Genomic DNA, 21059 nt, shown 5'->3' with positions numbered 1-21059 from the left:
TAAATCACGGGACATTTTATATGTGGCATTTAACGATTGCGATAGTTAATCGCGGCACGAGGGCGGGGTTCCGGGCTCCTTTCGCTCCCTCTCAACGCTTGCCGATGAAGTCCCGGACGATCGTACCTGCGATCCTGAGCGGCTCGCGGACCCGGAACACGCCGACAACGATCGCGAGATAGAGACAGCCGCAGAAGCAGCCGGACAGGATCATGCGCACGAGCGCGGGATAGGCTCCGAGAAACGTCGCTTGCAGCCACCAGCCGGTCGCTGCGGTTGCGACGGCGCCGATGGTCTGCGCTCCGACGGCCCGGACCACGAGCTCGGCACCGATCCCGATCGGACGTCCGGCATACATCACCGACGGCAAAGCGATCAGCGAGTATCCGGCCACGACGCCCCAGGCCACGCCGACCGGACCAAACGGCAGCCCGGCCAGCACCGCGACGACCTGCGCGACCAGAGAGATGATGCCCCAGGTCTGCCAGCGGTCCGCCCTCCCGAGCGACAGATGCAGCCAGCCCTGCGAGCCCTCGACGACATGCGAAATGCCGCGCAGCGCGATGATGCTGAGCAGCGCTCCCGCAGCCTGCCACTTCTGCCCCAACAGCACGACGGTGAGGTCCTCCGCCGTGACGGAGAGGATCGCCGCCGCCGGCATCAGGAAGAAGGCCAGGATCGACAGTGCCGCCTCATACTTCTGCCGAAGCGCGGCCGGATTTGCCTGGAACTTGCTCAGCGCCGAGCTTCCCACCGCATGCGTCTGATTGAGCGCCGCATAGATCGAGTTGTCGTAGAGGTTCATCGCATTCTGGTAGTACCCGACCTGATCGGGCCGGTAGAGCAGACCGAGCGCGATCCGGTCCACCGCCCGCGACAACGTATAGGCCACCGTGAATCCGACGACGTGGAGGCCAAAACGCACCATCGATCGCACCTCGGCGTCGAACACCGGCGCGCTGGGCCGCCAACGGCAGGCCGACCACGCGGCGACCACGACGCAAATCGATGTCACGACGGGGCGAATGACCAGCGCCCAATAGCCGTAGCCCTCGAACGCCATGGCGACGGCGGCAACCGTCCCTGCCAGCGTGCCGAACAGCTGGATCCGGCCGATGCGGCCGAACTGCAGCGTGCGCCGGAGCAGCGCCATGTGCTGGTTGGTCAGCCCGGACAGCACGAAGGTGATCGCGACGCAGAGCGCGATCGGCTCCAGTCGCGGATCACCGTAGATCCAGGCAATCAGTGGGCTGGATGCCGCGACGACGATCGCCACCGCAACGCCGATGCCGGTGCTGACCCAGAACAGACCGCTGACCTGGGCCGGAGTGATCCTGCTGCGCTGGGCGGTGGCATCGAGCAGGCCGAAGTCGATCAGCAGCGGCGCGAAGCTCGTCAGCACGGTGACGATGGCGACGAGCCCGAAATCCTCCGGCGCAAGCAGCCGGGCCAGAACGATGGCCGCTCCGATCTGAAGCACGGAATTGCCGTATTGGATGACGATGGAAATCAGGCCGCCGCGCAGCGCGCGGCGTCCGAGATCGCTCGACTCCCGATGTTCCTCGAAATAGGCGGCGACGGCTTCCGACATTTCCGTTCAATCGCTTTCAATCATCGTAACCAACCTTCCGATTCCCAGTCACGGGCCAAACAGATCCGTCCAGGGCCATGAAAATCCGACCATCGAAAATGCAGCCGGTATAGAATCGTTCGCGGCCGAGATCGGAGGCCGCGGGGAGCGATGACGTCTCCTTGTGGCTGAGAAAAGGATTGAAACGTCACTGCGCCAACAATACCGGCTTGCGATTTAACTCCTGCTCGCGCGTGATCCCTGGACCGGCCGCCATCGCGGCCAGCCTCTTCAGCCGATCCTTGCGGGCAGCGAGGCCCGGCATCGGCTGCAGACCCGTGGCCTCCAGGATCGTCTCCCACCGATACACCCAGTCATGCCGCATCAACGTCTGGGCCATGCCGGTTCGCCGCATCCGGTCCTGGCGGACCGGATCGTCGTCCAGCTCCCTGATGACCCGGTCGATGTCGGGCGATGTATGCGGCACGTCGATCATCACCTCGGGCCAATCGAACAGCCGCGGAAACAGCTCGTTGTCGGGACGCTCGCCGAGCATGATGGCTCCCGCCGCCGCGCCCTCGAAATACCGATAGCCGAACTCGACCTGCCGCCCGGTCTCCTGCGGCTCGTCGAACTTGCCGGGATTGACCAGAAAATACCTGCTCCTCTTGGCGAGGTTTGCCATCTGCGTCCGGTGCTCCCGGAGATCGATGGCCTGGCTGCCGCCGATCGTGTCGTGGAGATAGAACAGGCCGCTGTCCCGCGCCATCGCGAGCAGTGATTGGTGCGTGACACGGGAGCGGCGCCCCATGCTGAAGACGTCGATGACCCTTGCGGGCGGATCGGGATAGGGACAAAACCGGATCGCATCGATGGCGAGCGGAAGATGCACGCATGCCTTGCCGATCTCCTCGCTGAGCGGCTTCACAGTACTGATCTGGAACGGCATCACGACGTCGAACTTGGCGAGGATCTTCAGGAAATGCCGGTGCTTGGCGGTCTCCTTCACCCAGAGCTCGTCCAGCAGACACACCGAGGTCCTGCACGCGCCTCTCAGATCCTCGATCGCATCGAACATGATCAGGTCCTGCGGGAATCCGCAGATCGCGAACAGAACGTCGTATTGCTGTTGCGGCTCGATCCGCGCCAGCCCGGGATTCAACAGCACGGGCGCGTGGTAGCCCAGCCGGGTGGCGAAGCTCGCCCGTCGGCTCCACGGGTCGAGCACGGGCGCAAACATCTCGGCTGAATCGACCTCGCAGATGATGTCCTCGAACTCGACGTGAGGACCGCGATTGAGGGCTTTGCCGAAGATGTTTCGAAGTGAGAAGACGGCGATGCGGGGCTTGGCCGGCTGCGAACTCATGACGCCTCGCTCTGGTGTTGTTGGATCACTTGCACGGTGCTGTGCGGAGAAGGCGGCGACGTCACGACGATGAAACCGGCGTTTGGATGAGACCCGCGTCCAGCGCGATCCGTGCGGCGGCATCGATGCGCGCGAACGGAACGTCGGCCCGGATCGCCATGTCGAGCAGGCTGTGCTTGCCATCCGCAAGGTTGAGGACCCACAGAAGGTCCATCTGCGTCGCACCGCCTGCCTCGCGCTGGCCGGCAATCGCGCGATACAGGCCGCGCCGTCCCAGTTGCGGCTCCCCTCGCCCATCGACGCGCTCATAGATGCAGTCGCGATCGAGCAGATCCAGCACCTCCTCGATGACCGCGTAGGATTGGTCGAGACAGTCCGGCTTGACGAAATTCAGATTGTCGGCCGAGGTGTGATATTCGGGGAACGTGCCGTGCACGCCGCGCATCAGGCACCCGACCGGCAGATCGAATCCCGGTGAGCAGAACTGCCGCTCGTCATATCCATAGGGACTGAATGGCAGAATCTCATGCGGATGGCCGGCGTGCTTCAGGACATGGGCGACGGCGCGATCGATGCTCGCTCCGCTCCGGCTCTGCTTGTAGTGAAATCCACTGGGATCGCCGAGACAGGTGAGGACGAGGCCGTGTTCGACATGGCCGAGATTCCGCTCGTTGCGGTCGAGCCACGCGAGCGCGCCGATCGTTGCCGGCAGGAACAGAAATCGGTACCCGAGCCGGTGTGTCCGCTGCGCCTGCCGCATCGCCAGCGCCGTCATGACGGCAATCCCTGAGAGATTGTCGTTGGCGAGACTCGGGTGACAGATGTGACAGGTGATCAGGACTTCCTTGTCCGTCTGTCCAGGGACGAAGAATTCGCCATAGGTCAACGATCCCAGCGAGAGCTCGCTGTCGATCTCGACGCGGTAGCTGTCCTCCGTCATTTCCCGCCACAGACGGTCCGGCAGGCAGAAGCCCCAATCGTCGGCATAGTAGCCGGTCCGGTATGGAATGAGATCAGGCTGATCCGGCAAGCTATGGACGTGCTTGGCAAGCTCGGCACGGCTGAGCACTGCCTGGACCGGCTTGCTGTAGCCCATCACGTGCAGATTGTTGTCGGCGAAGTCGACGAGAACGCGGCCCGACAGGGTCGAGATCGTCGCGCGACGAATGTTCCACTCCGCCGGCACATGCCAGTCCAGGACGGGCGTCCCGGAGGGTACCTCGTGAATCGTAAGACCCACATGACGCGCGACAATGCCGAGCGTCTGCCGGACACCCGCCCCGGTGAGGCTGCGATTGATCGGAAACAGCTCAGCGACCAGATCGTGGAGATCGATCGCCGGCATTCTCGGACCAGCCGTGGATTTGAGGATGTCCAACATGGCGCGTCGACCCTACACCATCATTCAGGCCGACGCCTGGGCGGCATCGGCTGCGAGATCGCCGGTCGGCAGCGGCACGATCGTCGGCTGGTAGACCAGATACTCCGCGGGAGCTTCCACCTGATCGTATGGCGCGACGACCTCCTCAGGCAGCCGCGCAAGATCGGTCACCCGCAGGAAGTCGCGCAGGCTCGTGCCTGTCGACTCCGAATCGACGTTGATGGCGCCGCGCCGGCCGCTGACGTCGGCAAAATGCACGGTGCGGAAATCGATGCTGAACCGCGTCACGCCCGAGGTGTTCGGCACCGACGAATGCAGATGCGCTCCGGAGAAGATCGTGACGCCGCCGCTCGGCGCGATCACCCGTATCTGTGGATCCAGTGCAATCTCCTGCTCCGGCTTCGGCTGCACCCGTGTATCAGTCTTGATGTGCCGCGCCGCCGATGCGCGTGAGGTCCGGTTCCACTCGTAATAGTTATAGTTTCTGGAGCCGTTCTTGATCGCTTCGTCGAAATAGCGCGGGTGGAATGCAAGGCCGTTGTCCGGCGCAATGTCATACACCGGCAGCCACCAATTGAGCTGGCACGGCGGCGCCGAGTACCAGGTGTCGCGATGAGGGTGGAATGCGAATGCGATCCCGGTGGTGAGATAGTCGTCGCTCGTTGCCGACCGCAGCCGCGGCACGTCGAAATAGGTCAGCTCGGGATCGCAGCCAAGCTCGCGGAGCGCTCCCTGCACCAGCTCCTTCGACCGGGCGTGATGAATGAAGAATGGCTTCAGCCTGACGAGAATCTCGACGTAGCGCTCGACAGGAAGCTCGAATTGCGCCGTCCGCGGATCGTAAGGATGAAACGCCTCCTCGATCAGCTCCCTGGCGAACGCCACCAGCGCATCGAGCGAAGGCGTCGGCGAGTACAGGAACAGCGCACCCTCGTACAGTTTCTGGCGCCGCTCGTCATCGGGCATGATGGCATCAACGAAAATGTTCGTCATTCCGTGATCCTCCTCGACAAATCGTCAGAACCTTCGAGGCGATCGGGCCGCTCCGGAGCCGCCAGATTCCTCCCCCAAGACACCTCGCTGCCGCCGTGCTGCTTCACCACAGCCCCCGTTCGGCAAGCGAGGGCCAGGCAGCATCCTTGGCCGACAACACCGTCACCGGCTGCGGCCATCGGATGCCGATCATCGGATCGTCGTGCCGGAAACCGTCCGAGAGCTCCTCGACATAATCCTCGCCCATCAGATACTCGACCGTCACGTCGTCGGTCAGCGTCTGGAATCCATGGGCAAAGCCCGCGGGGACGTAGAGCATCCGCGCCGTCGAGGGACCGAGCTCACAAGCATAGACCTCGCCGCGCGTCGCAGACTCCGGCCTGATGTCGACGATGACGTCGTGGATCAAGCCGGCGCTGCAGCGGACGATCTTGGCGTCAGGCTTCGGCGCACGCTGGAAATGCATTCCGCGGACGGTGCCGCGGCGTCGGGTCACCGAGCTGTTGCCCTGCACCGGGACAAACGCGATGCCCTGCTCCGCAAAGGTCTTCGCGCACCAGGTTCGCGTGAAGCTGCCGCGCTCGTCGGACCGAACGGTCAGCTCGATCAGCCGCGCATCCGAACGTCCCAGCTGGACAAACCTCATGGCTCAAAACTCTTCGCGCAATCGTGCGGCAATGCCTTGCTCTACTCCTCGATGGTGGCCTTGGGGACCGGCACGATGAAGCGGCCGCCCCAATCGCGAATGGCCGCCATCTGCGCCTTGATCTCGCTCTTGATGTTCCACGGCAGGATCAGGACGTAGTCGGGCCTGGCTTCGAAGATCGCTTCCGGCGGCAGGATCGGAATGCGCACGCCCGGCATGTAGCGGCCCTGCTTGGACGGGGCGCGATCGACCGTGAAGTCGAGAAAATCGGTGCGGATCCCGCAATAATTGAGCAGCGTCACGCCCTTCGCCGGGGCTCCGTAGCCGACGATCTTCTTGTTGTCGCGCTTCAGCGCCGTCAGCAGCTCGAGCAGCGCCCGCTTCGTCTCTTTGACCTGCTCGTTCCAGGCCATGTAGATCGCGTCGTCATGCAGCCCATAGGCCCGCTCTCGTGCCAGAACATCGGCGACGTTCGGGCTCTCCGCATGAGCGGCGCCCGCGTGGCAGACGAAGAACCGGATCGAGCCGCCATGCGTTTCCGGGAGCTCGACGTCGAACACCCGCAAGCCCGCTTGGGCGAAGATGCGCAGGCCCGCGATCAGCGACAGATAGGAGAAATGCTCGTGATAGATGGTGTCGAACTGATGCCGCTGCATCAAGGTCAGCAGGTGCTGAACCTCGAAGGTCGCGACGCCCTCGGGGGCCAGCAGGATTTTGACGCCGCCGACGAAGTCGTTGATGTCGGGAACGTGTGCGAGCACGTTGTTGGCCGTGAGGAGATCGGCCGACCAGCCCTCCTCCCGGAGGCGGGCCGCATAGTCGCGGCCGAAGAACTCGACCCGGGTCTCGATGCCCTTGGCGCGCGCGGCCAGCGCAACGCTTTCGCAGGGTTCGACGCCGAGGCAGTCGATCCCCTTCTGGAGGGAGTATTGCAGCAGATACCCGTCATTTGACGCGATCTCGACATGCCGCGAGGCCGGACCGAGCTTGAAGCGATCGGCCATGGCTTCGACGTAGCACCGCGCGTGCTCGAGCCACGAGGTGGAGTGCGAGGAGAAATAGGCATAGTCGGCGCGGAAGATCTCGGACGCGGCCAGGAGGTCGCGTGTCTGCGCCAGACGGCACTCGCGGCAGACGAAGGTCTCCAGCGGATAGAACGGCTCCGCGCGCATGTAGTTGGCCGGATCGATGTAGTCGTTCGCAACCGGCGAGGCGCCGAGGTCGATCAGCTTGAGGGTCAGGTCGTCGCCGCAGTGCCGGCACTTGGGCGCGACGCCGACGGCGGTGGGAAGGGTCAGTTCCATGATGTCTCCGTCACTACTGTCTTTGCCGGCTGAGGCGAAGCGTCCGCCCCGGCGCGATCACGTCCATTGCAACCTGTCGTTGATCCTGGCCGTCTCCATGTGGTCCTGCAGGACCTTGAGACGGATCAGATCGGACGAGCGAAACTCGGCATCCTTGAACTGCATTCTCTTGAGACCATCGACCAGGTTCTGGATCGACTGGTCCAGGGTGACCTGCGGCTGATGATCGGGGGCGAGGGAGCGGTACAGGCCGAAATCGACCTTGTAGGAGCGGCTGTCCACCGGCGCGGAGGTGTTGATCGACACGCTGGTCCCCGGCACGCGCGCAGCCACCGCGTTGGCGAGATCCTTGACCTGGTAGTTGCGGTCGTCCGAGCCGGCATTGACGGTGAGGAAACGGCCGCCCGTCGCCGCCGGCCTGTCGATGGCCCAGTCGATCGCCCGCGCCATGTCGGCGACGTCGATCAGAGGACGCCACGGGGTGCCGTCGGAGAGCACGCTGATCTGGCGACGGGTGAGCGCGCAGGCCACGAAATCGTTGAGGACGAGGTCGAGCCGCAGCCGATCCGACATGCCGCAGGCCGTCGCAAAGCGCAGACAGGTGATGGTCATGCCGGTGTCGATCGCGGCGAGCTCCTGCTCCGATCCGATCTTCGACTTGGCGTAGGCCGTGATGGGATTGAGCGGATCGCTCTCCTTGCGCGGCGGTCCGTCGGCGATGCCGTAGACGCTGCAGCTCGACGCGAACACGAAATTCTTCACGCCGGCCGCCGCAGCCCTCCTGGCGAGCGATACGGTGGCATTCTGGTTGACGTCGAGCGTCACATCCTGGAAGCGATTGCCCATCGGATCGTTGGAGATCGCCGCCAACTGGACCACGGCGTCATAACCGCGGAGGTCGAGCGACATGTCGCGGACGTCGCCATGGATCTGCTCGTCGAGACATCGCTCCGGAACAACCGGCGCTCCGGTCAGGCAGTGCGCGAAATAGGCGTTGTCGAAGCCGTGCAGCGTCGCATCCGGGCGCTGCGCCCGCAGATGCCGCGCGACGACCGGACCCACATAGCCCATGTTTCCGGTGATCAGTACCTTCAAAATCGCACCCTCTATGCCACAAGCCAAAACAAGAATTTAAATCATCCTGTAGTGGATTATAATTTAATATTCTAGCCAGCGTCCAGTGAATCCGTCGGCAAGCGACGCCGCCCGCCGATTTCTCCGGCACGGCGCACAAAACTCCGGGAAAACCCGTGTATTTACCCCGACCCGCCTGATGTTACGATCACCCGGCCGGCGCGGCATCAGGCACCCTCTTGATTTAATTAATTCGCTCAATTAAATAATGCCGCAAAAGGAACAAATGTTGATCGCAGACCTCGGCAGCTTTAATTCGATCCCTGCAAATGAGGCATCCCGCGCGGGATGCCCCGCCCGCCTCGATGACGCATTGATTGAAGCATTGAAAGACAGAGCATGACACTATCCGCTGGCGACTGGGTCGAAGTGCGCAGCAAGGAAGAGATCCTGGCGACGCTCGATGCCAACGGGCGCCTCGAAGGGTTGCCGTTCATGCCGCAGATGTTCAAATGGTGCGGCCAGCGCTTCCAGGTCTACAAGCGCGCCCACAAGACCTGCGACACGGTCACCGGATACAACACCGGAGAGTGGCTCGGACGGCGCCTCCCCAACGCGGTGCATCTCGAGCATCGCTGCGACGGCGAGGCCTATGGCGGCTGCCAGGCGGCCTGCCTGATCTTCTGGAAGGAGGCGTGGCTCACCCCGGTCGATCCGGCCAAACCAGCGTCGGCCGGCCCGGATCGCGCGGCTCCCCTTCCGCCGCCCGGCGGCTGCACGGTGCGCGCGGTGTGGGATGCGACCAAGTCGCCGGACCAGCAGCCGGGAAAGGGCCCGCGCTACGCCTGCCAGGCGACCGAGCTGCCGACCTACACCCAGCCGCTCAAATGGTGGGACGCCCGGCAATACGCCGAGGACATCGCGTCCGGCAATGTCTCGCTCGCGAAGATGTTCCGGGGCTTCCTCTACTTCGCCTATGTCGGCGCCACCATGGCGCGTCGTCCCCGGCTCGGCCGGCCCGCGCGCTGGATCTACGACCGCGTCCAGTCGCTGTGGGGCGGCGTACCGTTTCCGCGCAAGCGCGGCGATCTCCTGACGGACAAGGACGCGCCGATCGCCGATCTCGGGCTGCAGCCCGGTGATCTTGTCCGCGTGCGCCCGCACCAGGACATCCTGGCCACCATCGACAAACAGACCAACAACCGCGGCATGGGCTTCGACGCCGAGATGGTGCCCTATTGCGGCAAGGTGTTCCGGGTGCGAACGCGGGTCGAGAAGTTCATCGACGAACGCACCGGCTACATCCGGCGGATGAAGACGCCGGCCGTCATCCTCGACGGCGTCTATTGCCAGTCGCGCTACAGCGAGAACCGGTTGTTCTGCCCACGCGGCATCTATGCGTGGTGGCGCGAGGTCTGGCTGGAGAAGGTGCCGGCCACCGCAATCGAGCGCCCGCCGGCAGAGGAGATCATCGAACTTCCCCGACGGGCGGCCGGCTGACCGCCGGGCGCAGCGACGCATCGCGGTCAAGCGCCGATCATCTCCTCGCCGATCGGATATCGATGCGCCCTTCGCGGCGAGCGCCTTCGGCCGCCGTTCACCCCAGTGACAGCTTGCGCGCGACGAATGCCTCGGCATAGCGCTCGGCGGCGCGGCATTCCATGCCCCGCAGTCGCGCCAGTCCCATGAACGTTTCCGGGTCGAACCATTGCTTGGAGCGCTGGCTGCCGAAATGCGCCATCAGCAGCGCGACCTTCCGCTTCATGATCCGCTCGGAGACGGGCATGTAGACATTGGGCCGTCCGAGATCGCCATCCCATTTCGGAATCTCGTACTCCAGGACGAGATGATCGCGGAACGTGTTCCAGACCAGGCGGTTGACCTGCCGATGGTCCTGATGGGCGTCGTCGCGGCGGTGGGCGAGGATGACGTCGGGATTGATGCGGCCCTTGAGCTGCTCGAACCAGGCCTTGATCTCCTCGCCCTGCTCGGGGAAGAAGCCGTCGCGGAACTGCATGATCTCGAGATTGCGGCCGGCGGCCTCGGCGAGGAAATCGTCGGCAGACGCCCGCGCCTCGACGCCGCGCTCGCCATTGCCGCTGAGCACGCACCAATGAACATCCAGGCGGATGCCCTGATCGAGCCAGGACAGCAGCGTGCCTCCGGCGCCGATCTCGATGTCGTCGGAATGCGCACCGAGGCACAGGACCGACAGCCGGTCACCGCGACCGGCGAGCTGCAGCGCCCTCATCCGTTCACCACAGCCGGAAGGCTGGAGCCGAGATGCCAAGGCGTGTCGCCGCGCTCGATCATCTCCTCGAGCACCTGGCGGTCGCGGAGCGTGTCCATGGCCCGCCAGAACCCTTCGTAGCGGTAGGCCATCAGCTCGCCGCGGTCGATCAGCCGCTTGAACGGCTGCACGACCAGCTCATCACCCTCCTCGATATAGTCGAAGATCTCCTTGCGGAAGATGAAGTAGCCGCCGTTGATCCAGATGTTGGAATCATTGCTCGCCGCCATGCGGCCCACGGTGCCGTCAGCGTCGAATTCGGCGAGGTGGAAGCTGATCGGCGGATGGATGGCGATGAAGCAGCCGATCTTCCCGCTGCGCTTGAAACGATCGATCATCTCCGGCAGCGGCGCGTCCGTCAGGCCGTCGCTGTAGTTGGCGAGAAAGATCTCCTCGCCCTCGACCATGTGCCGGACGGCCCGCAGTCGCTGGCCGATGTTGCGCCAGATGCCGGTGTCCACCAGCGAGACCCGCCAATCCGGTGGGCGATCGCCCAGCAGCTCGACCTTCCTGCCGAACTGCGAGATCGTACAGTCGGTGGTGGACGCCTGATTGTAGTTCAGGAAATACTCCTTCACCACATTGGCCTTGTAGCCCAGGCACAGAACGAAATCCCGGTGCCCGTACTGGCTGTAATACTGCATGACATGCCAGAGGATCGGCTGATGGCCGATCGGGATCATCGGCTTCGGAATGCTGTCGGAATATTCCCGGATCCGCGTCCCGAGTCCTCCACAGAACAATACGACCTTCATGGCGCGACGTCCTTCGGGTTCTCGATCGTTGAAATGAGCATCATTATCTTCCAATCTCGCCGGCCGGCCTCGGAGACGGCTCGCCGTGCCCTCGTTTCGCCCTCCCGACTGCGCGAGGAAAACCTCCCCTGCATTCGGTCCGCTGCGAACGTCACCCGCGTCGCGGGCTCCCGGCTCCGGATTAATAATCCAAATATATTTCTTTTTAAATGCCGTTCTTGGCGGCCGACATTAAAATACTCGCTTCACGAACATTAAATCGCCACGCCGGCATTGCCAGGACCGCCTTGGAGGGGCGCGAGCGGCCTCGTTTCCGTCCTTCAGAACCGGCATTCCGGTGTCACCGGCCTCGCCGCGGTATCGGGAGATGATCCGGCGGCGCGAATAAATCCCAATGGCAATTTTTAACTGTTTAAATTAAATAGCAAAACATATAATGACGGCTAACCGCTATTTAACCGAGTTTCGAACACCGACATCCCATGCATTACGTGGATCAGCCCGAGACTCTCGACCGAAACGGAATGCCGACCGTCCTCGTGGAACGGCAATTCCAAGGGCGCAAATGGCCCGTCCACTACGACTCGGTGGAGCCCTTCGCGATCGTGGCGGACATCGCAACGATCACCATGTCGAGCGTCCTGTCCGGGTTTCTGTATCACCTGCAGGATGCGGCGGGCGCCAACGACGTCAGTAAATCGCTCGGCCTGGCGATCCTCGTGTCGGCACTGTTCGTCTCGCTGATGAAGATCCGCGGGATGTACCGGCCGGCCGAGCTGCTGATCCTGCCGCGCCAGATCCGCGCGGCCTGCCTGACCTGGGTCACGGCGTTCCTCGTGTTGGCCGGCGCGCTGTTCGCGCTCAAGATCGGGAGCGAATTCTCACGCGGCAGCAGCATCGTATTCGCGATGCTCGGGCTCGTGGCGCTGATCCTGCATCGCCGGACCACCGCCTATCTGCTGGCAAAGGGGCTGGCGGAGAGACGGTTTTCGGGCCGCAACATCGTTCTGATCACCGATGAAGCCAGCAAGGACAACCCCGGACTGACCCAGGTGCTCACCGACACCGGCTTTCGCGTCCAGCGACACTTCCTGCTTCCCGAGCCCGACGCGGATCCGGATCAGCGACAGCGGATCGTCTCCAGCGTGATCGACTATGTGCGCGGCTCCGACATCGAAGAGATCGTCGTCGGCGCCAATCCCGAACCCTTGTCCGACCTGCGCACGCTCGGCGCCGAGCTGAGAGTCCTGCCGTTTCCAGTGAGTTTCGTGCCGCTCGGAACGGCGTCGGACCTCTTCAAGCGGCCGTGCCGCGAGCTCGGCAATGCGGTCTGCATCGAGCTGCAGCGCGGCCTGCTGAGCCCGCTCGAACACGCCACCAAGCGGCTCATGGATGTCATGCTGGCGGGCATCGCGCTGGCATTGATGTCGCCGCTGCTGCTGCTGGTGGCGATCGCCATCAAGCTCGACTCGGCCGGGCCAGTGCTGTTCCGGCAGCAGCGCTGTGGATTCAACGGCCGATCTTTTCAGATCTACAAGTTTCGCACGATGTCCGTTCTCGAGGACGGGCCTTCGATCGTCCAGGCCCAGATCGGCGACAGCCGGTTCACCCGGCTCGGGACCTGGCTGCGCCGGACCAGCATCGATGAGCTGCCGCAGCTGCTCAACGTCCTGGACGGCAGCATGTCCCTGGTCGGTCCCCGCCCCCACGCATTGGCGCACGACAACGAATTCGACAAGCTCGTGCGCAACTACGCGTTCCGTCGCCGCGTCAAGCCCGGACTGACCGGCTGGGCGCAGGTGCATGGCTGCCGCGGCCCGACGCCCACGCGTGCGTCGATCGAACAGCGCGTCGAATTCGATCTCTGGTACATCGACAATTGGAGCCTGTCGCTCGACATCGCGATCCTGCTGAGGACGCCGATCGAGCTGATCCGCGGCAACAATGCCTATTAGGCGCATTCGCAACGGATGATGATCGCGAGCCCATCGGCGGAGCCGTGCGGGCAGATCGGACCGATTTCAGGGTTTTGGCCGGCGGATCGCAACATGGGCGTCAGACCGCTCACATGTCGCTCCCCAATGCAGACAGGGCGAATCAGGCGCCGCATCGACGCGGCACGTCGCTCAAACTAGGAACGGGCCTGACTGAAGCTACCTCGATCAGGCGCGCTGACGGCGACTTTTCGAAGCGGCAGCCCCATTGATCGCAAACTCCTCGATCCGATGCCCGGTCTTGATCGCCGCCACCAGCCAACGCGGCTGCTTGCCTCGGCCGGACCAAGTCTCGGAGGTCTGCGGATTGCGATACTTCGGCAGCACGCGGGGATATTTGCGCCGCGCCTTGCCGCTCGTGGTGTAGGACTGCCCACCCTCGCTGCCGGCACCTTCGATGGCACCGCGGCTGCGGTTGAGAACCGCCAGTCGACGTTCGAGCTCGCGCTTCTCCGACGTGATCCTCACGGCGAGGATCTGACTGATCTGCTCGTGGAGAGACCAGAGGTCATCGAAGGACATCGCCTCGAAATCGATCTTCTTGGTGGACATACAGCGACCTTTGTCTGTGATCTCTATCCTGCCGGATTAACGTCATATAATTCGGTATTTCGTTCCGCAAGTGGCTCGTGGTCGGAAAAACTGAATATTTGAGTTATACCACCCCGGCCAAGCCAAATGGTTGTAACTCAAATAAAGTGCAACCTGCAACCCCGTTTCCGAAACGATGTCGCGCCGCCTTCGAGATTGCGGCAGCATTCGTCTGCACGCCGGAAGAAGCCGCCGAATCAACACGATTCTGCGACGAATTCGCAGCATATTACGGCAAGACCGCGTCAAAGTGACGTAGTTTCGATGATCGAACTTGCGCGTATTTGATAGCTGATATTCTCCCCACGCCATGGTTTTCAAAGCTGCCGCGGCGGACTTACAACCTATTCGAGCGAGCCCCCTGATAACCCGGACCGAGATATTTTTGCATGCGCACAAAATCTCGCGAGCGAGTTTAATTGAGCACGCCATCGTGAATATGCCGCAAAGCCGCCGACATTGTTCCGGCGAATCAAACGCCTTCCCCAAATATTGAACCCTTCAGGAGCGTTCGCGCGAATCAGACTCGCTCACGTCGCGCCGACAGCATCCGGGGGGCGCGCGGCGTCAGACGGGCACACCATCGGCAGCGGAACTAACTGCCGCTGCGATCGGCCGTGAGGTTGAGGACGGCTGCGGACACCCGGCGGCCGATCCCGGCACCCGTTGTCCAAAGTCATCGCTCGTGGGGGCTACGTCAGAGGCCCGTGCGCCAGGTGAAGCGGCAGCATCGCATGGTTCGCCGCGATATGGTTTCCGGCCCGTCTCGGAGCGCCGTCTTGCGGGACACGACGGCTGAAGAACGTCCAGATGACATCCGGCCGTCGAGCGCCACCGACAGCCGCACTGGGCGACCTGATGCGTCATCAGGGGTCAATGCCGAGCGGCTGTCGCCTCGCGCCGGCAACCGGCGCGGCCATGACGGCCGGCCGGCGCGGCGATCAAATTCCGATGCGATTATTTCTGCTGCCTGGTTCGACCCGGCACCGCCGGCCGGGGCGGAATCAAGTGCGCCGTCCCGCGGCCGTGCCGCGTGGCCATCGGGCGACGCCTGGAAGCCGTGGACTTCTTCGCGCGTTTGCCGAGGCTGCTGCTGATGGATTGGATCTCATCGAGCAAGGCATCACAAAGCTCGATCTGCGACCGCAGCGCGGATTGCTGCGAACGGCCCGACGTTGGCCGGCCGAAACGTAATTTGGCAAGGCGTATTTTATTCAGCGATTTCAGGACGGCCTTCAAAGCGCTACCGCCGCCACCCATCTCAATATCCTCAATCAACGCGGCACCAAGCTCGTCACACAAGGACGGACCCCACTCGTTGGCGAGTTTCGAGGGCTTCTTCGCCGAATGCCGCCGAACCGTCATCGCAACGATGCACGAATTCGATTTTCGGCATTAAATTAACCACTCGCGACAAGTTAATTTACCATTTGACATCAAGACATTAAATACTTCTAGCGCTCGCTGCGGTTTGCAGTAAAATGCTACCGCATTGCCAGAAAGGTATTTTTAAGTACCTTTCGTCCGGTACAATTGAAGCTTTAGTTTGTTCAGTCTACCCTTTTATGTCTCCGACCGTGCAGAATCGTCTCTACACAATTAATTTAATTCTAGATTACGTAAGAATACGGTGCGGAGCTGCCCATTTAATCGTCTGCGCGATGATCGACGCTCCCCGAACGCGGCGGGACCGGCCGAGCACCGCCCTTATCGGCCATCGCGGCCGCCATCTTGCGCCGAGATTGACCATGACTCGGCCGAGCGGAGCGTCCAGCGCCGTTCGGAGACGTCGAGGAAGGGGCCCAGGTTACCACAACATGGGCCGCGCCGGCGCCCCGCACACCAGCGCGCGGCGGTACAGCACGCCCCGGGGCGTCTCGACGGCGACGCGCCGAATGCATCCGGGATGAAGCGCGAGATTGTAATGAAACGGAGTGGCCTCGAATGCCCCGTGCAGCCGGCAGAGTCGGCTGAGATCCGGCCCGCACTCCGTCAGCGGATAGAGGCCGCGCGCCGACGCGGGATCGGATAGGCCCGTGAGGGCGATCGCGAAAGCGCCTGCGGCGATCCTGATCACGTTCGACAATTGCGTGCTCCGTTGCAAACAGCCTCAAAGGCTGGCGCAGCAGCATAGACTTGATCGGCGGCCTAGGACAACCGGCCGCCCGCATGCGGTCCCGCCGCCCGCACGGCCTTCGAATCTCGCCGATTACAGAGGCGCCTGGGCGGCGCGGGTTCGCCTCCCTCGGCTGTCCGGCTGCCTCGGCTCACCGACGCGCTGCGCGGACTGCGATGTCGTCGCGCCTGCTCGAGCGAAGCGACTCAGGCTAACCGTTGCGCAACGGCTTTGTGCTTAAAATTGCTCGGGTTCTGTTAGGTCGAATGGATCATCCCTCCACCATGGGACCCTCCGGCGGCGTCGACAGCCTTGAGTGGTAATATGGTAATGTCAGACTGTGGCCTAATTGGCACGGCCGGGCAAAAGCGGACCAACCGGAATGGCGGTGCGCTTTCGTCCGGTATGGCCGCCGGGTAGGTTGAAACAAGTGGGACGTTCTCCCTTCTTGGTGAGGGAGCAGCGTGGGGAACGTATTTTTGCTGTATTTGGGGAAGCGTTTGAAAGCCTTGATCAAGCCGCCCGGGTCGACCGGTGGCGGGGCTGCTGTGCGCAAGAGCGCAGCGGGCCCGAAGGGCTTTCGTGGCCTTCGCCGTGGCTCGCGCGCGCTCTTAACTCTGGCGATCCTGGCGCTTCTGCCAGCCTGCTCCCTGCTTCCCGGGACGGGGCCGACCAGCGACGCAGTGAGCGACAATGCCACGGCCAGCGTGCGGTCGAATACGGCGCTCCCCTATGCGCTGGTCGACGTCAGCCCCGAGACGATCGGCTTCCTGTCGCAGCCCAACATGGTCACGTTCCAGGGCGTGTTTCCCGACAAGCGGCCGAAGCCGGTGCAGCTCGCCGGCATCGGTGACGTGCTGAACGTGTCCATTTTCGAAGCCGCCCCAGGCGGGCTGTTCACGCCGGCCACGGCCGCCGGCGCCCGACCTGGCAACTTCGTGGATCTGCCGGCGCAGGCGGTGGACCAGCAAGGCAATATCCGCGTTCCCTATGCGGGCGAGATCGCCGCCGCCGGCCGGACGCTGCCGCAGATCGAGCAGGAGATCGTCCTCCGGCTGCAGAAGCGCGCCCTCGAGCCGCAGGTCGTGGTCAGCCTGAACCAGCAGCATTCCAGCGTGGTCAGCGTGCTCGGCGACGTCAACACGCCGGGCGTGCTGGCCCTCAACAGCGTGGGTGAACGCCTGCTGGCGGTGATCGCGCGTGCGGGCGGCCCGAGGCACGAGGCGATCGAAAGCTACGTGACCCTGCAGCGGGACGGCAAGCGCGTGCGCGTGCTGCTCAGCCGCGTGGTGCAGGATCCGCGCGAGAACATCTTCATCCGCCCGAACGACGTCATCTACATCACGCGGGAATCCCCGACGTTTACGGCCCTCGGCGCCCTCAACCAGAACGTCTTCGGCTTCAATTCCGAGATTGCGTTCGATACGGAGACGCTGACGCTGGCCCAGGCGATCGGCAAGGCGGGCGGCCTGAACGACCAGCAATCGGATCCCGCCGAGGTCTTCCTCTATCGCTACGAGGAGCGCCCGCTACTGCAGAAGCTCGGCATCGATACCAGCCGCTTCATCTACGACCGCATTCCGACCATCTACCACGTCAACCTGCGCGATCCCTCCGGCATGCTGCTGGCTTCGGGCTTCCAGATGCGCAGCAAGGACGTGATGTACGTCGCCAATGCCAAGGTGGTCGACTACTACAAGCTTCTGACCCTGATCAACAACACGGCGACGACGACGTCCAACACGGCCACCGCGGTGATCAACGTCAACACGGCGACAAAGACCCGGTGGTGAAGCGCAACGGCGGGCCGGTAGCGGCCTGAACGGGAGCGGCGGGCCGGAGTCCGCCCCGCTCGAGGTTGCGGCATCGGACGGCCGTCGTGTGACAAGCCGTGACAATCCAGCCAATCGCCGCGACCAAACGACACCGGCGGTGCATCCGGCCGCGACATCGAACGCGCAGTATCCCTCTGCAGGCGACACGATCGCCCGCGCGAACGAATTGGGAGACTGACGTGAAGACATCCATCGCGACATTTCTGCTCGTGGCAGTCCTTTCGGCGGCAGCAGCGGTCGACGCGAATGCCTGGACCCGCAGCGGCTCGGTCACCGGACCGCGCGGCACCACCTCATTTGGCGGCTCCGGTAGTTGCTCCGGGGGTGCCTGCGCCTGGCAGGGTGGCGGCACGGGTCCCGCCGGCCGCAGCTGGTCGCGCTCTGGCTCCGCGAGCTGCAGCGACGGCAGCTGCACCCGGCAGGGCCAGGGCACGGGACCGCGCGGCAATTCCTACAGCTACAGCCGCACCGTCACGCGCTGAACGGACGCCGCGGCGCCGCTGGCCGTGGTCCTCCCGAAGCAATTGACATCGCCGGTCCGCTTGCTGTTCCGGAGCGGACCGGCGCGCCGTCTCCATCCGATGACGCCGGACACGCGCCATGCCCATCCTCCCTTCCCTGCCCCCATCGACCCGCATGATCGTGCTGCTGACGGCGGTCGGCTTCATGACGCTGGAATATGGGCTCGGCCGGCTCGCCGGTCGCGAGACTCACGACCTGCGCGAGACCGCGGCCTCGTTCGCCATCGCGGTCGGACAGCACCTCATCCGCGCAATGGTCGCGCTCGTCGCAGCCGTTCCCTTCATCATCGCCTATCGCCACAGGATGTTCGATTTCGATCCGAGCCGGCCGCTGGCCCTGCTCGCATTGTTTCTCGCCAGTGAGTTCGTCTATTATTGGCACCATCGCGCCTCGCATCGGGTTCGCTGGCTGTGGGCCACGCATGCCGTGCATCACTCTTCGACGCATCTGAACCTGACGGCGGCCATTCGTCTCGGCTGGACAAGCGAGATCTCCGGACATTTTCTGTTCTATCTGCCGCTGGCGCTGCTCGGCTTCCATCCGCTCGCGATCATCGCCATGCTCGGCGTCAATCTGCTCTACCAATTCTTCATCCATACCGAGCTCGCACCGCGTCTCGGTCCGCTCGAATATGTGCTGAACACGCCGCGACATCACCGCGTTCACCACGCGGCCAACGCGTCCTGTCTCGATCGCAATTATGGCGGCATGCTCATCATTTTCGACCGGCTGTTCGGTAGTTTCGCCGAGGCCCCGGCCGGCGAGACCTTGCGCTACGGCCTCGTCGGCGTTGCGCCGAGCGTCAATCCGTTGCGGATCGCATTTGGCGAATGGCTTGCGATCGCCCGCGATCTCGCGGCAGCCCGGAGCTGGGCGATGCGGCTGCGCGTGCTGATCGCTGCGCCCGGAGAGAAGCTCCACCAAGGGGAGTCCCCCGCCAGCCGAGAAGGATGCTCATGATGTCACATCGCCGATCATTCATGGCCGCCATGGCGGCCGCTCTGCTCGTGTCGACCACGGCGCTCGCCGCCGAGCGCGGCATCATCCTCGATACAAGCGACGGTCCGCGTCATGCGCTGGTGATGACCACGGGCAGGACGCCACAGCCGACCGTGATCGTGCTCCATGGCGCGCTCGGCAGCGGCGCCGGCACCGCCCGCACGACAGGCTTTGCCGAAGCCGCGAGAGCCCATGGCTTCGCCGCGGTCTTTCCCGACGGCGTCGACCGGCAATGGAATGACGGCCGCGACGGCCGCTCCGGCGGTCCCGATGATGTCGGCTTCATCCGCAACTTGGTCCGGCAGCTCGTCGCCGACGGCACGGCCGATTCCCGGCGCATCTATCTCGCCGGCATCTCGAATGGCGGCATGATGAGCTTCACCCTGGCCTGCAAGGCGCCGGAGCTGTTTGCCGGCATCGGCACGGTGATCGCCAACATGCCTGAAGGCATCGAGCCCTGCACCGCGCGGCCGGTGCCGGTGGTGATGATCAACGGCACGGCTGATCCCATGGTGCCCTATCGCGGCGGCGAGGTCGGGCTGCGCGGCGGGCGCGGCCGGGTGTGGAGCGCTGAAAAGACGGCGGAGTTCTTTGCGCGGCGCGACGGTTGCAGCGCACGCCAGGCCGTGGCGCTGCCGCATCGGGATCTCGCCGGCGACACCTCCGTCACGCAACTCAGCTGGCGCGATTGTCAGGTGATCGGCGGCGTGTCGCTGTATCGCGTCGAAGGTGGCGGACATGCCCTGCCCGGCCGCCGCCCGCTGGCGCCGCGCCTGCTCGGCCCGAGCAATTTCGACATCGATGCCGCCGAGGTCATTCTCCGCGCGTTCGATCTCGCGCGCACGCTGTAGTCCGGCAAGTCTGAAGGCTCCGAGCGTGCCGAGACGGAGCGGTCACCAGTGGGCACGCGAGCTCAGGCGGCGATCGTCGGCGTGGTGTTCGGTTCGCGCGGCAGCTCTGCCTCGCCGTGCGAAGGAAGATTCTCACCGCGGATGCCGAGCGGCGGTCCGATCCACAACGCGTGCGCGGTGTGATCGGCCAACGGCTCCGTCGTATTCGGATGCACGAGCACGCTGAGGCGGCCATGATTGAGCATCAGCCATGGCACCAGCGCTGGAAACACGTCGACCGCGAAGGCAACTTGATACATCGGCCGCTCGTGAGGCCCGACCAGCGCGTCATGCCAACGCCCGAGCGTCACGAGGAAGCGGTCGGCCATCCACTGCCGCAGCTGTGCCGCTTCGGCTCGAGTGGCATCATCGAAATAGATGTGGGCATGAAAGCTCGCAATTGCGCTCAGGCGATGCGACTGCGCTGCCGAGGTCGTTTCCATCCGCGCCTCTCGATCGATTCAACCGCGTTCGATCAATTCAATCACGTTGGCCGCACAGGCGAACCGATGCGGCGTGGTCATCCTAGCATCGCAGCCTGCCCTCGGTCGCGCCGCGAGTCATCGCCGGCGGACGCTGGCCTCGAGATCTCGGCGGGGCTCGAGCTTCGACCCCGGCAGCATGTCGCCGCGCGAACGACCGCATCAGGACAAACGACAACGCCGCGCTGAGGTTTCAGCGCGGCGTTGTTGTTTTGGGTTGTGAAGAGGGGATGTCCTTTGCAGGCCTGGCA

At 63.8% G+C, this 21059-nt stretch carries 19 protein-coding genes; 6 read left to right on the top strand and 13 right to left on the bottom strand.

Going from position 1 to position 21059, the window contains the following annotated elements; all coding sequences use genetic code 11:
- Window positions 1-91: 91 nt before the first annotated feature.
- The 7 genes from ACQR0U_RS21460 to ACQR0U_RS21430 all read right to left on the bottom strand — a co-directional run bounded on the left by ACQR0U_RS21460 (window position 92) and on the right by ACQR0U_RS21430 (window position 8355).
- Window positions 92-1591 carry a lipopolysaccharide biosynthesis protein gene (locus ACQR0U_RS21460; protein ID WP_315752497.1) on the bottom strand — a complete coding sequence of 500 codons (1500 nt, stop codon included), beginning with the start codon at window positions 1589-1591 and terminating at the stop codon, window positions 92-94.
- A gap of 187 nt (window positions 1592-1778) precedes the next feature.
- Window positions 1779-2936, bottom strand: a complete 1158-nt coding sequence (locus ACQR0U_RS21455; RefSeq protein WP_434843893.1) for a glycosyltransferase family protein — start codon at window positions 2934-2936, stop codon at window positions 1779-1781.
- 61 nt (window positions 2937-2997) lie between these two features.
- Window positions 2998-4317: a DUF4910 domain-containing protein gene (locus tag ACQR0U_RS21450; RefSeq protein ID WP_434843894.1), complete on the bottom strand. Its 1320-nt coding sequence runs from the start codon at window positions 4315-4317 to the stop codon at window positions 2998-3000.
- A 24-nt stretch (window positions 4318-4341) separates the two neighbouring features.
- Window positions 4342-5310 carry a phytanoyl-CoA dioxygenase family protein gene (locus tag ACQR0U_RS21445; protein ID WP_315752494.1) on the bottom strand — a complete coding sequence of 323 codons (969 nt, stop codon included), beginning with the start codon at window positions 5308-5310 and terminating at the stop codon, window positions 4342-4344.
- A gap of 103 nt (window positions 5311-5413) precedes the next feature.
- Window positions 5414-5956 carry a dTDP-4-dehydrorhamnose 3,5-epimerase family protein gene (locus ACQR0U_RS21440; protein WP_315752493.1) on the bottom strand — a complete coding sequence of 181 codons (543 nt, stop codon included), beginning with the start codon at window positions 5954-5956 and terminating at the stop codon, window positions 5414-5416.
- Window positions 5957-5997: 41 nt separating this feature from the next.
- Complete coding sequence (locus ACQR0U_RS21435; RefSeq protein WP_315752492.1) at window positions 5998-7260, bottom strand: class I SAM-dependent methyltransferase; 1263 nt, start codon at window positions 7258-7260, stop codon at window positions 5998-6000.
- Between the two features lie 57 nt (window positions 7261-7317).
- Window positions 7318-8355: an NAD-dependent epimerase/dehydratase family protein gene (locus ACQR0U_RS21430; protein ID WP_315717391.1), complete on the bottom strand. Its 1038-nt coding sequence runs from the start codon at window positions 8353-8355 to the stop codon at window positions 7318-7320.
- 378 nt (window positions 8356-8733) lie between these two features.
- Here ACQR0U_RS21430 and ACQR0U_RS21425 point away from each other — a divergent pair, with 378 nt between their 5' ends.
- Window positions 8734-9834 (top strand): hypothetical protein, encoded by a 1101-nt coding sequence (locus tag ACQR0U_RS21425; RefSeq protein ID WP_316193678.1) that lies wholly within the window; start codon window positions 8734-8736, stop codon window positions 9832-9834.
- A gap of 97 nt (window positions 9835-9931) precedes the next feature.
- Here the strand turns inward: ACQR0U_RS21425 and ACQR0U_RS21420 are convergent, their stop codons facing one another.
- Window positions 9932-10585 carry a PIG-L deacetylase family protein gene (locus tag ACQR0U_RS21420; RefSeq protein WP_315717389.1) on the bottom strand — a complete coding sequence of 218 codons (654 nt, stop codon included), beginning with the start codon at window positions 10583-10585 and terminating at the stop codon, window positions 9932-9934.
- Window positions 10582-11379 (bottom strand): glucose-1-phosphate cytidylyltransferase, encoded by a 798-nt coding sequence (locus ACQR0U_RS21415; RefSeq protein WP_315717387.1) that lies wholly within the window; start codon window positions 11377-11379, stop codon window positions 10582-10584. The genes ACQR0U_RS21420 and ACQR0U_RS21415 overlap by 4 nt, the downstream gene beginning before the upstream one ends.
- Before the next feature lie 482 nt (window positions 11380-11861).
- On the opposite strand from ACQR0U_RS21415, the gene ACQR0U_RS21410 reads away from it, so the two are divergent.
- Complete coding sequence (locus ACQR0U_RS21410; protein ID WP_315752488.1) at window positions 11862-13334, top strand: undecaprenyl-phosphate glucose phosphotransferase; 1473 nt, start codon at window positions 11862-11864, stop codon at window positions 13332-13334.
- 207 nt (window positions 13335-13541) lie between these two features.
- Here the strand turns inward: ACQR0U_RS21410 and ACQR0U_RS21405 are convergent, their stop codons facing one another.
- The 3 genes from ACQR0U_RS21405 to ACQR0U_RS21395 all read right to left on the bottom strand — a co-directional run bounded on the left by ACQR0U_RS21405 (window position 13542) and on the right by ACQR0U_RS21395 (window position 16041).
- Window positions 13542-13925 (bottom strand): H-NS histone family protein, encoded by a 384-nt coding sequence (locus tag ACQR0U_RS21405; protein ID WP_316170943.1) that lies wholly within the window; start codon window positions 13923-13925, stop codon window positions 13542-13544.
- Window positions 13926-14921: 996 nt separating this feature from the next.
- Window positions 14922-15329 (bottom strand): hypothetical protein, encoded by a 408-nt coding sequence (locus ACQR0U_RS21400; protein ID WP_315717384.1) that lies wholly within the window; start codon window positions 15327-15329, stop codon window positions 14922-14924.
- Window positions 15330-15771: 442 nt separating this feature from the next.
- Window positions 15772-16041, bottom strand: coding sequence for a hypothetical protein (locus ACQR0U_RS21395; protein WP_315827888.1), 270 nt, complete (start codon window positions 16039-16041; stop codon window positions 15772-15774).
- A gap of 722 nt (window positions 16042-16763) precedes the next feature.
- On the opposite strand from ACQR0U_RS21395, the gene ACQR0U_RS21390 reads away from it, so the two are divergent.
- The 4 genes from ACQR0U_RS21390 to ACQR0U_RS21375 all read left to right on the top strand — a co-directional run bounded on the left by ACQR0U_RS21390 (window position 16764) and on the right by ACQR0U_RS21375 (window position 20287).
- On the top strand, window positions 16764-17873 hold the full coding sequence (locus tag ACQR0U_RS21390) for a polysaccharide biosynthesis/export family protein (RefSeq protein ID WP_315717382.1): 1110 nt from the start codon (window positions 16764-16766) through the stop codon (window positions 17871-17873).
- A 221-nt stretch (window positions 17874-18094) separates the two neighbouring features.
- Window positions 18095-18397, top strand: a complete 303-nt coding sequence (locus tag ACQR0U_RS21385; RefSeq protein WP_315717381.1) for a hypothetical protein — start codon at window positions 18095-18097, stop codon at window positions 18395-18397.
- 118 nt (window positions 18398-18515) lie between these two features.
- The gene (locus ACQR0U_RS21380; RefSeq protein ID WP_315827753.1) at window positions 18516-19397 is read left to right on the top strand and encodes a sterol desaturase family protein; all 882 of its coding nucleotides are present in this window, start codon (window positions 18516-18518) and stop codon (window positions 19395-19397) included.
- Entirely contained in the window at window positions 19394-20287 is an 894-nt protein-coding gene (locus ACQR0U_RS21375; RefSeq protein WP_315813941.1) for an alpha/beta hydrolase family esterase, read from the top strand. Before ACQR0U_RS21380 ends, ACQR0U_RS21375 begins: the two co-directional genes overlap by 4 nt.
- A gap of 62 nt (window positions 20288-20349) precedes the next feature.
- Here ACQR0U_RS21375 and ACQR0U_RS21370 read toward each other — a convergent pair whose 3' ends face one another.
- Window positions 20350-20769 (bottom strand): DOPA 4,5-dioxygenase family protein, encoded by a 420-nt coding sequence (locus tag ACQR0U_RS21370; protein WP_315827751.1) that lies wholly within the window; start codon window positions 20767-20769, stop codon window positions 20350-20352.
- Window positions 20770-21059: the final 290 nt, after the last annotated feature.

The organism is Bradyrhizobium sp. HKCCYLRH3097, from assembly GCF_051167875.1.
Classification (GTDB): domain Bacteria; phylum Pseudomonadota; class Alphaproteobacteria; order Rhizobiales; family Xanthobacteraceae; genus Bradyrhizobium.
The sequence above is the reverse complement of the archived record's forward strand: the minus strand, read 5'-3'. Positions and strand labels throughout refer to the sequence as shown.

What these genes read in the sequence shown, in the direction of transcription:
- ACQR0U_RS21460 (WP_315752497.1), bottom strand. Translation starts at nt 1,591, where the DNA reads ATGTCGGAAGCCGTCGCCGCCTATTTCGAGGAACATCGGGAGTCGAGC.
- ACQR0U_RS21455 (WP_434843893.1), bottom strand. Translation starts at nt 2,936, where the DNA reads ATGAGTTCGCAGCCGGCCAAGCCCCGCATCGCCGTCTTCTCACTTCGA.
- ACQR0U_RS21450 (WP_434843894.1), bottom strand. Translation starts at nt 4,317, where the DNA reads ATGTTGGACATCCTCAAATCCACGGCTGGTCCGAGAATGCCGGCGATC.
- ACQR0U_RS21445 (WP_315752494.1), bottom strand. Translation starts at nt 5,310, where the DNA reads ATGACGAACATTTTCGTTGATGCCATCATGCCCGATGACGAGCGGCGC.
- ACQR0U_RS21440 (WP_315752493.1), bottom strand. Translation starts at nt 5,956, where the DNA reads ATGAGGTTTGTCCAGCTGGGACGTTCGGATGCGCGGCTGATCGAGCTG.
- ACQR0U_RS21435 (WP_315752492.1), bottom strand. Translation starts at nt 7,260, where the DNA reads ATGGAACTGACCCTTCCCACCGCCGTCGGCGTCGCGCCCAAGTGCCGG.
- ACQR0U_RS21425 (WP_316193678.1), top strand. Translation starts at nt 8,734, where the DNA reads ATGACACTATCCGCTGGCGACTGGGTCGAAGTGCGCAGCAAGGAAGAG.
- ACQR0U_RS21420 (WP_315717389.1), bottom strand. Translation starts at nt 10,585, where the DNA reads ATGAGGGCGCTGCAGCTCGCCGGTCGCGGTGACCGGCTGTCGGTCCTG.
- ACQR0U_RS21415 (WP_315717387.1), bottom strand. Translation starts at nt 11,379, where the DNA reads ATGAAGGTCGTATTGTTCTGTGGAGGACTCGGGACGCGGATCCGGGAA.
- ACQR0U_RS21410 (WP_315752488.1), top strand. Translation starts at nt 11,862, where the DNA reads ATGCATTACGTGGATCAGCCCGAGACTCTCGACCGAAACGGAATGCCG.
- ACQR0U_RS21405 (WP_316170943.1), bottom strand. Translation starts at nt 13,925, where the DNA reads ATGTCCACCAAGAAGATCGATTTCGAGGCGATGTCCTTCGATGACCTC.
- ACQR0U_RS21400 (WP_315717384.1), bottom strand. Translation starts at nt 15,329, where the DNA reads ATGACGGTTCGGCGGCATTCGGCGAAGAAGCCCTCGAAACTCGCCAAC.
- ACQR0U_RS21380 (WP_315827753.1), top strand. Translation starts at nt 18,516, where the DNA reads ATGCCCATCCTCCCTTCCCTGCCCCCATCGACCCGCATGATCGTGCTG.
- ACQR0U_RS21375 (WP_315813941.1), top strand. Translation starts at nt 19,394, where the DNA reads ATGATGTCACATCGCCGATCATTCATGGCCGCCATGGCGGCCGCTCTG.
- ACQR0U_RS21370 (WP_315827751.1), bottom strand. Translation starts at nt 20,769, where the DNA reads ATGGAAACGACCTCGGCAGCGCAGTCGCATCGCCTGAGCGCAATTGCG.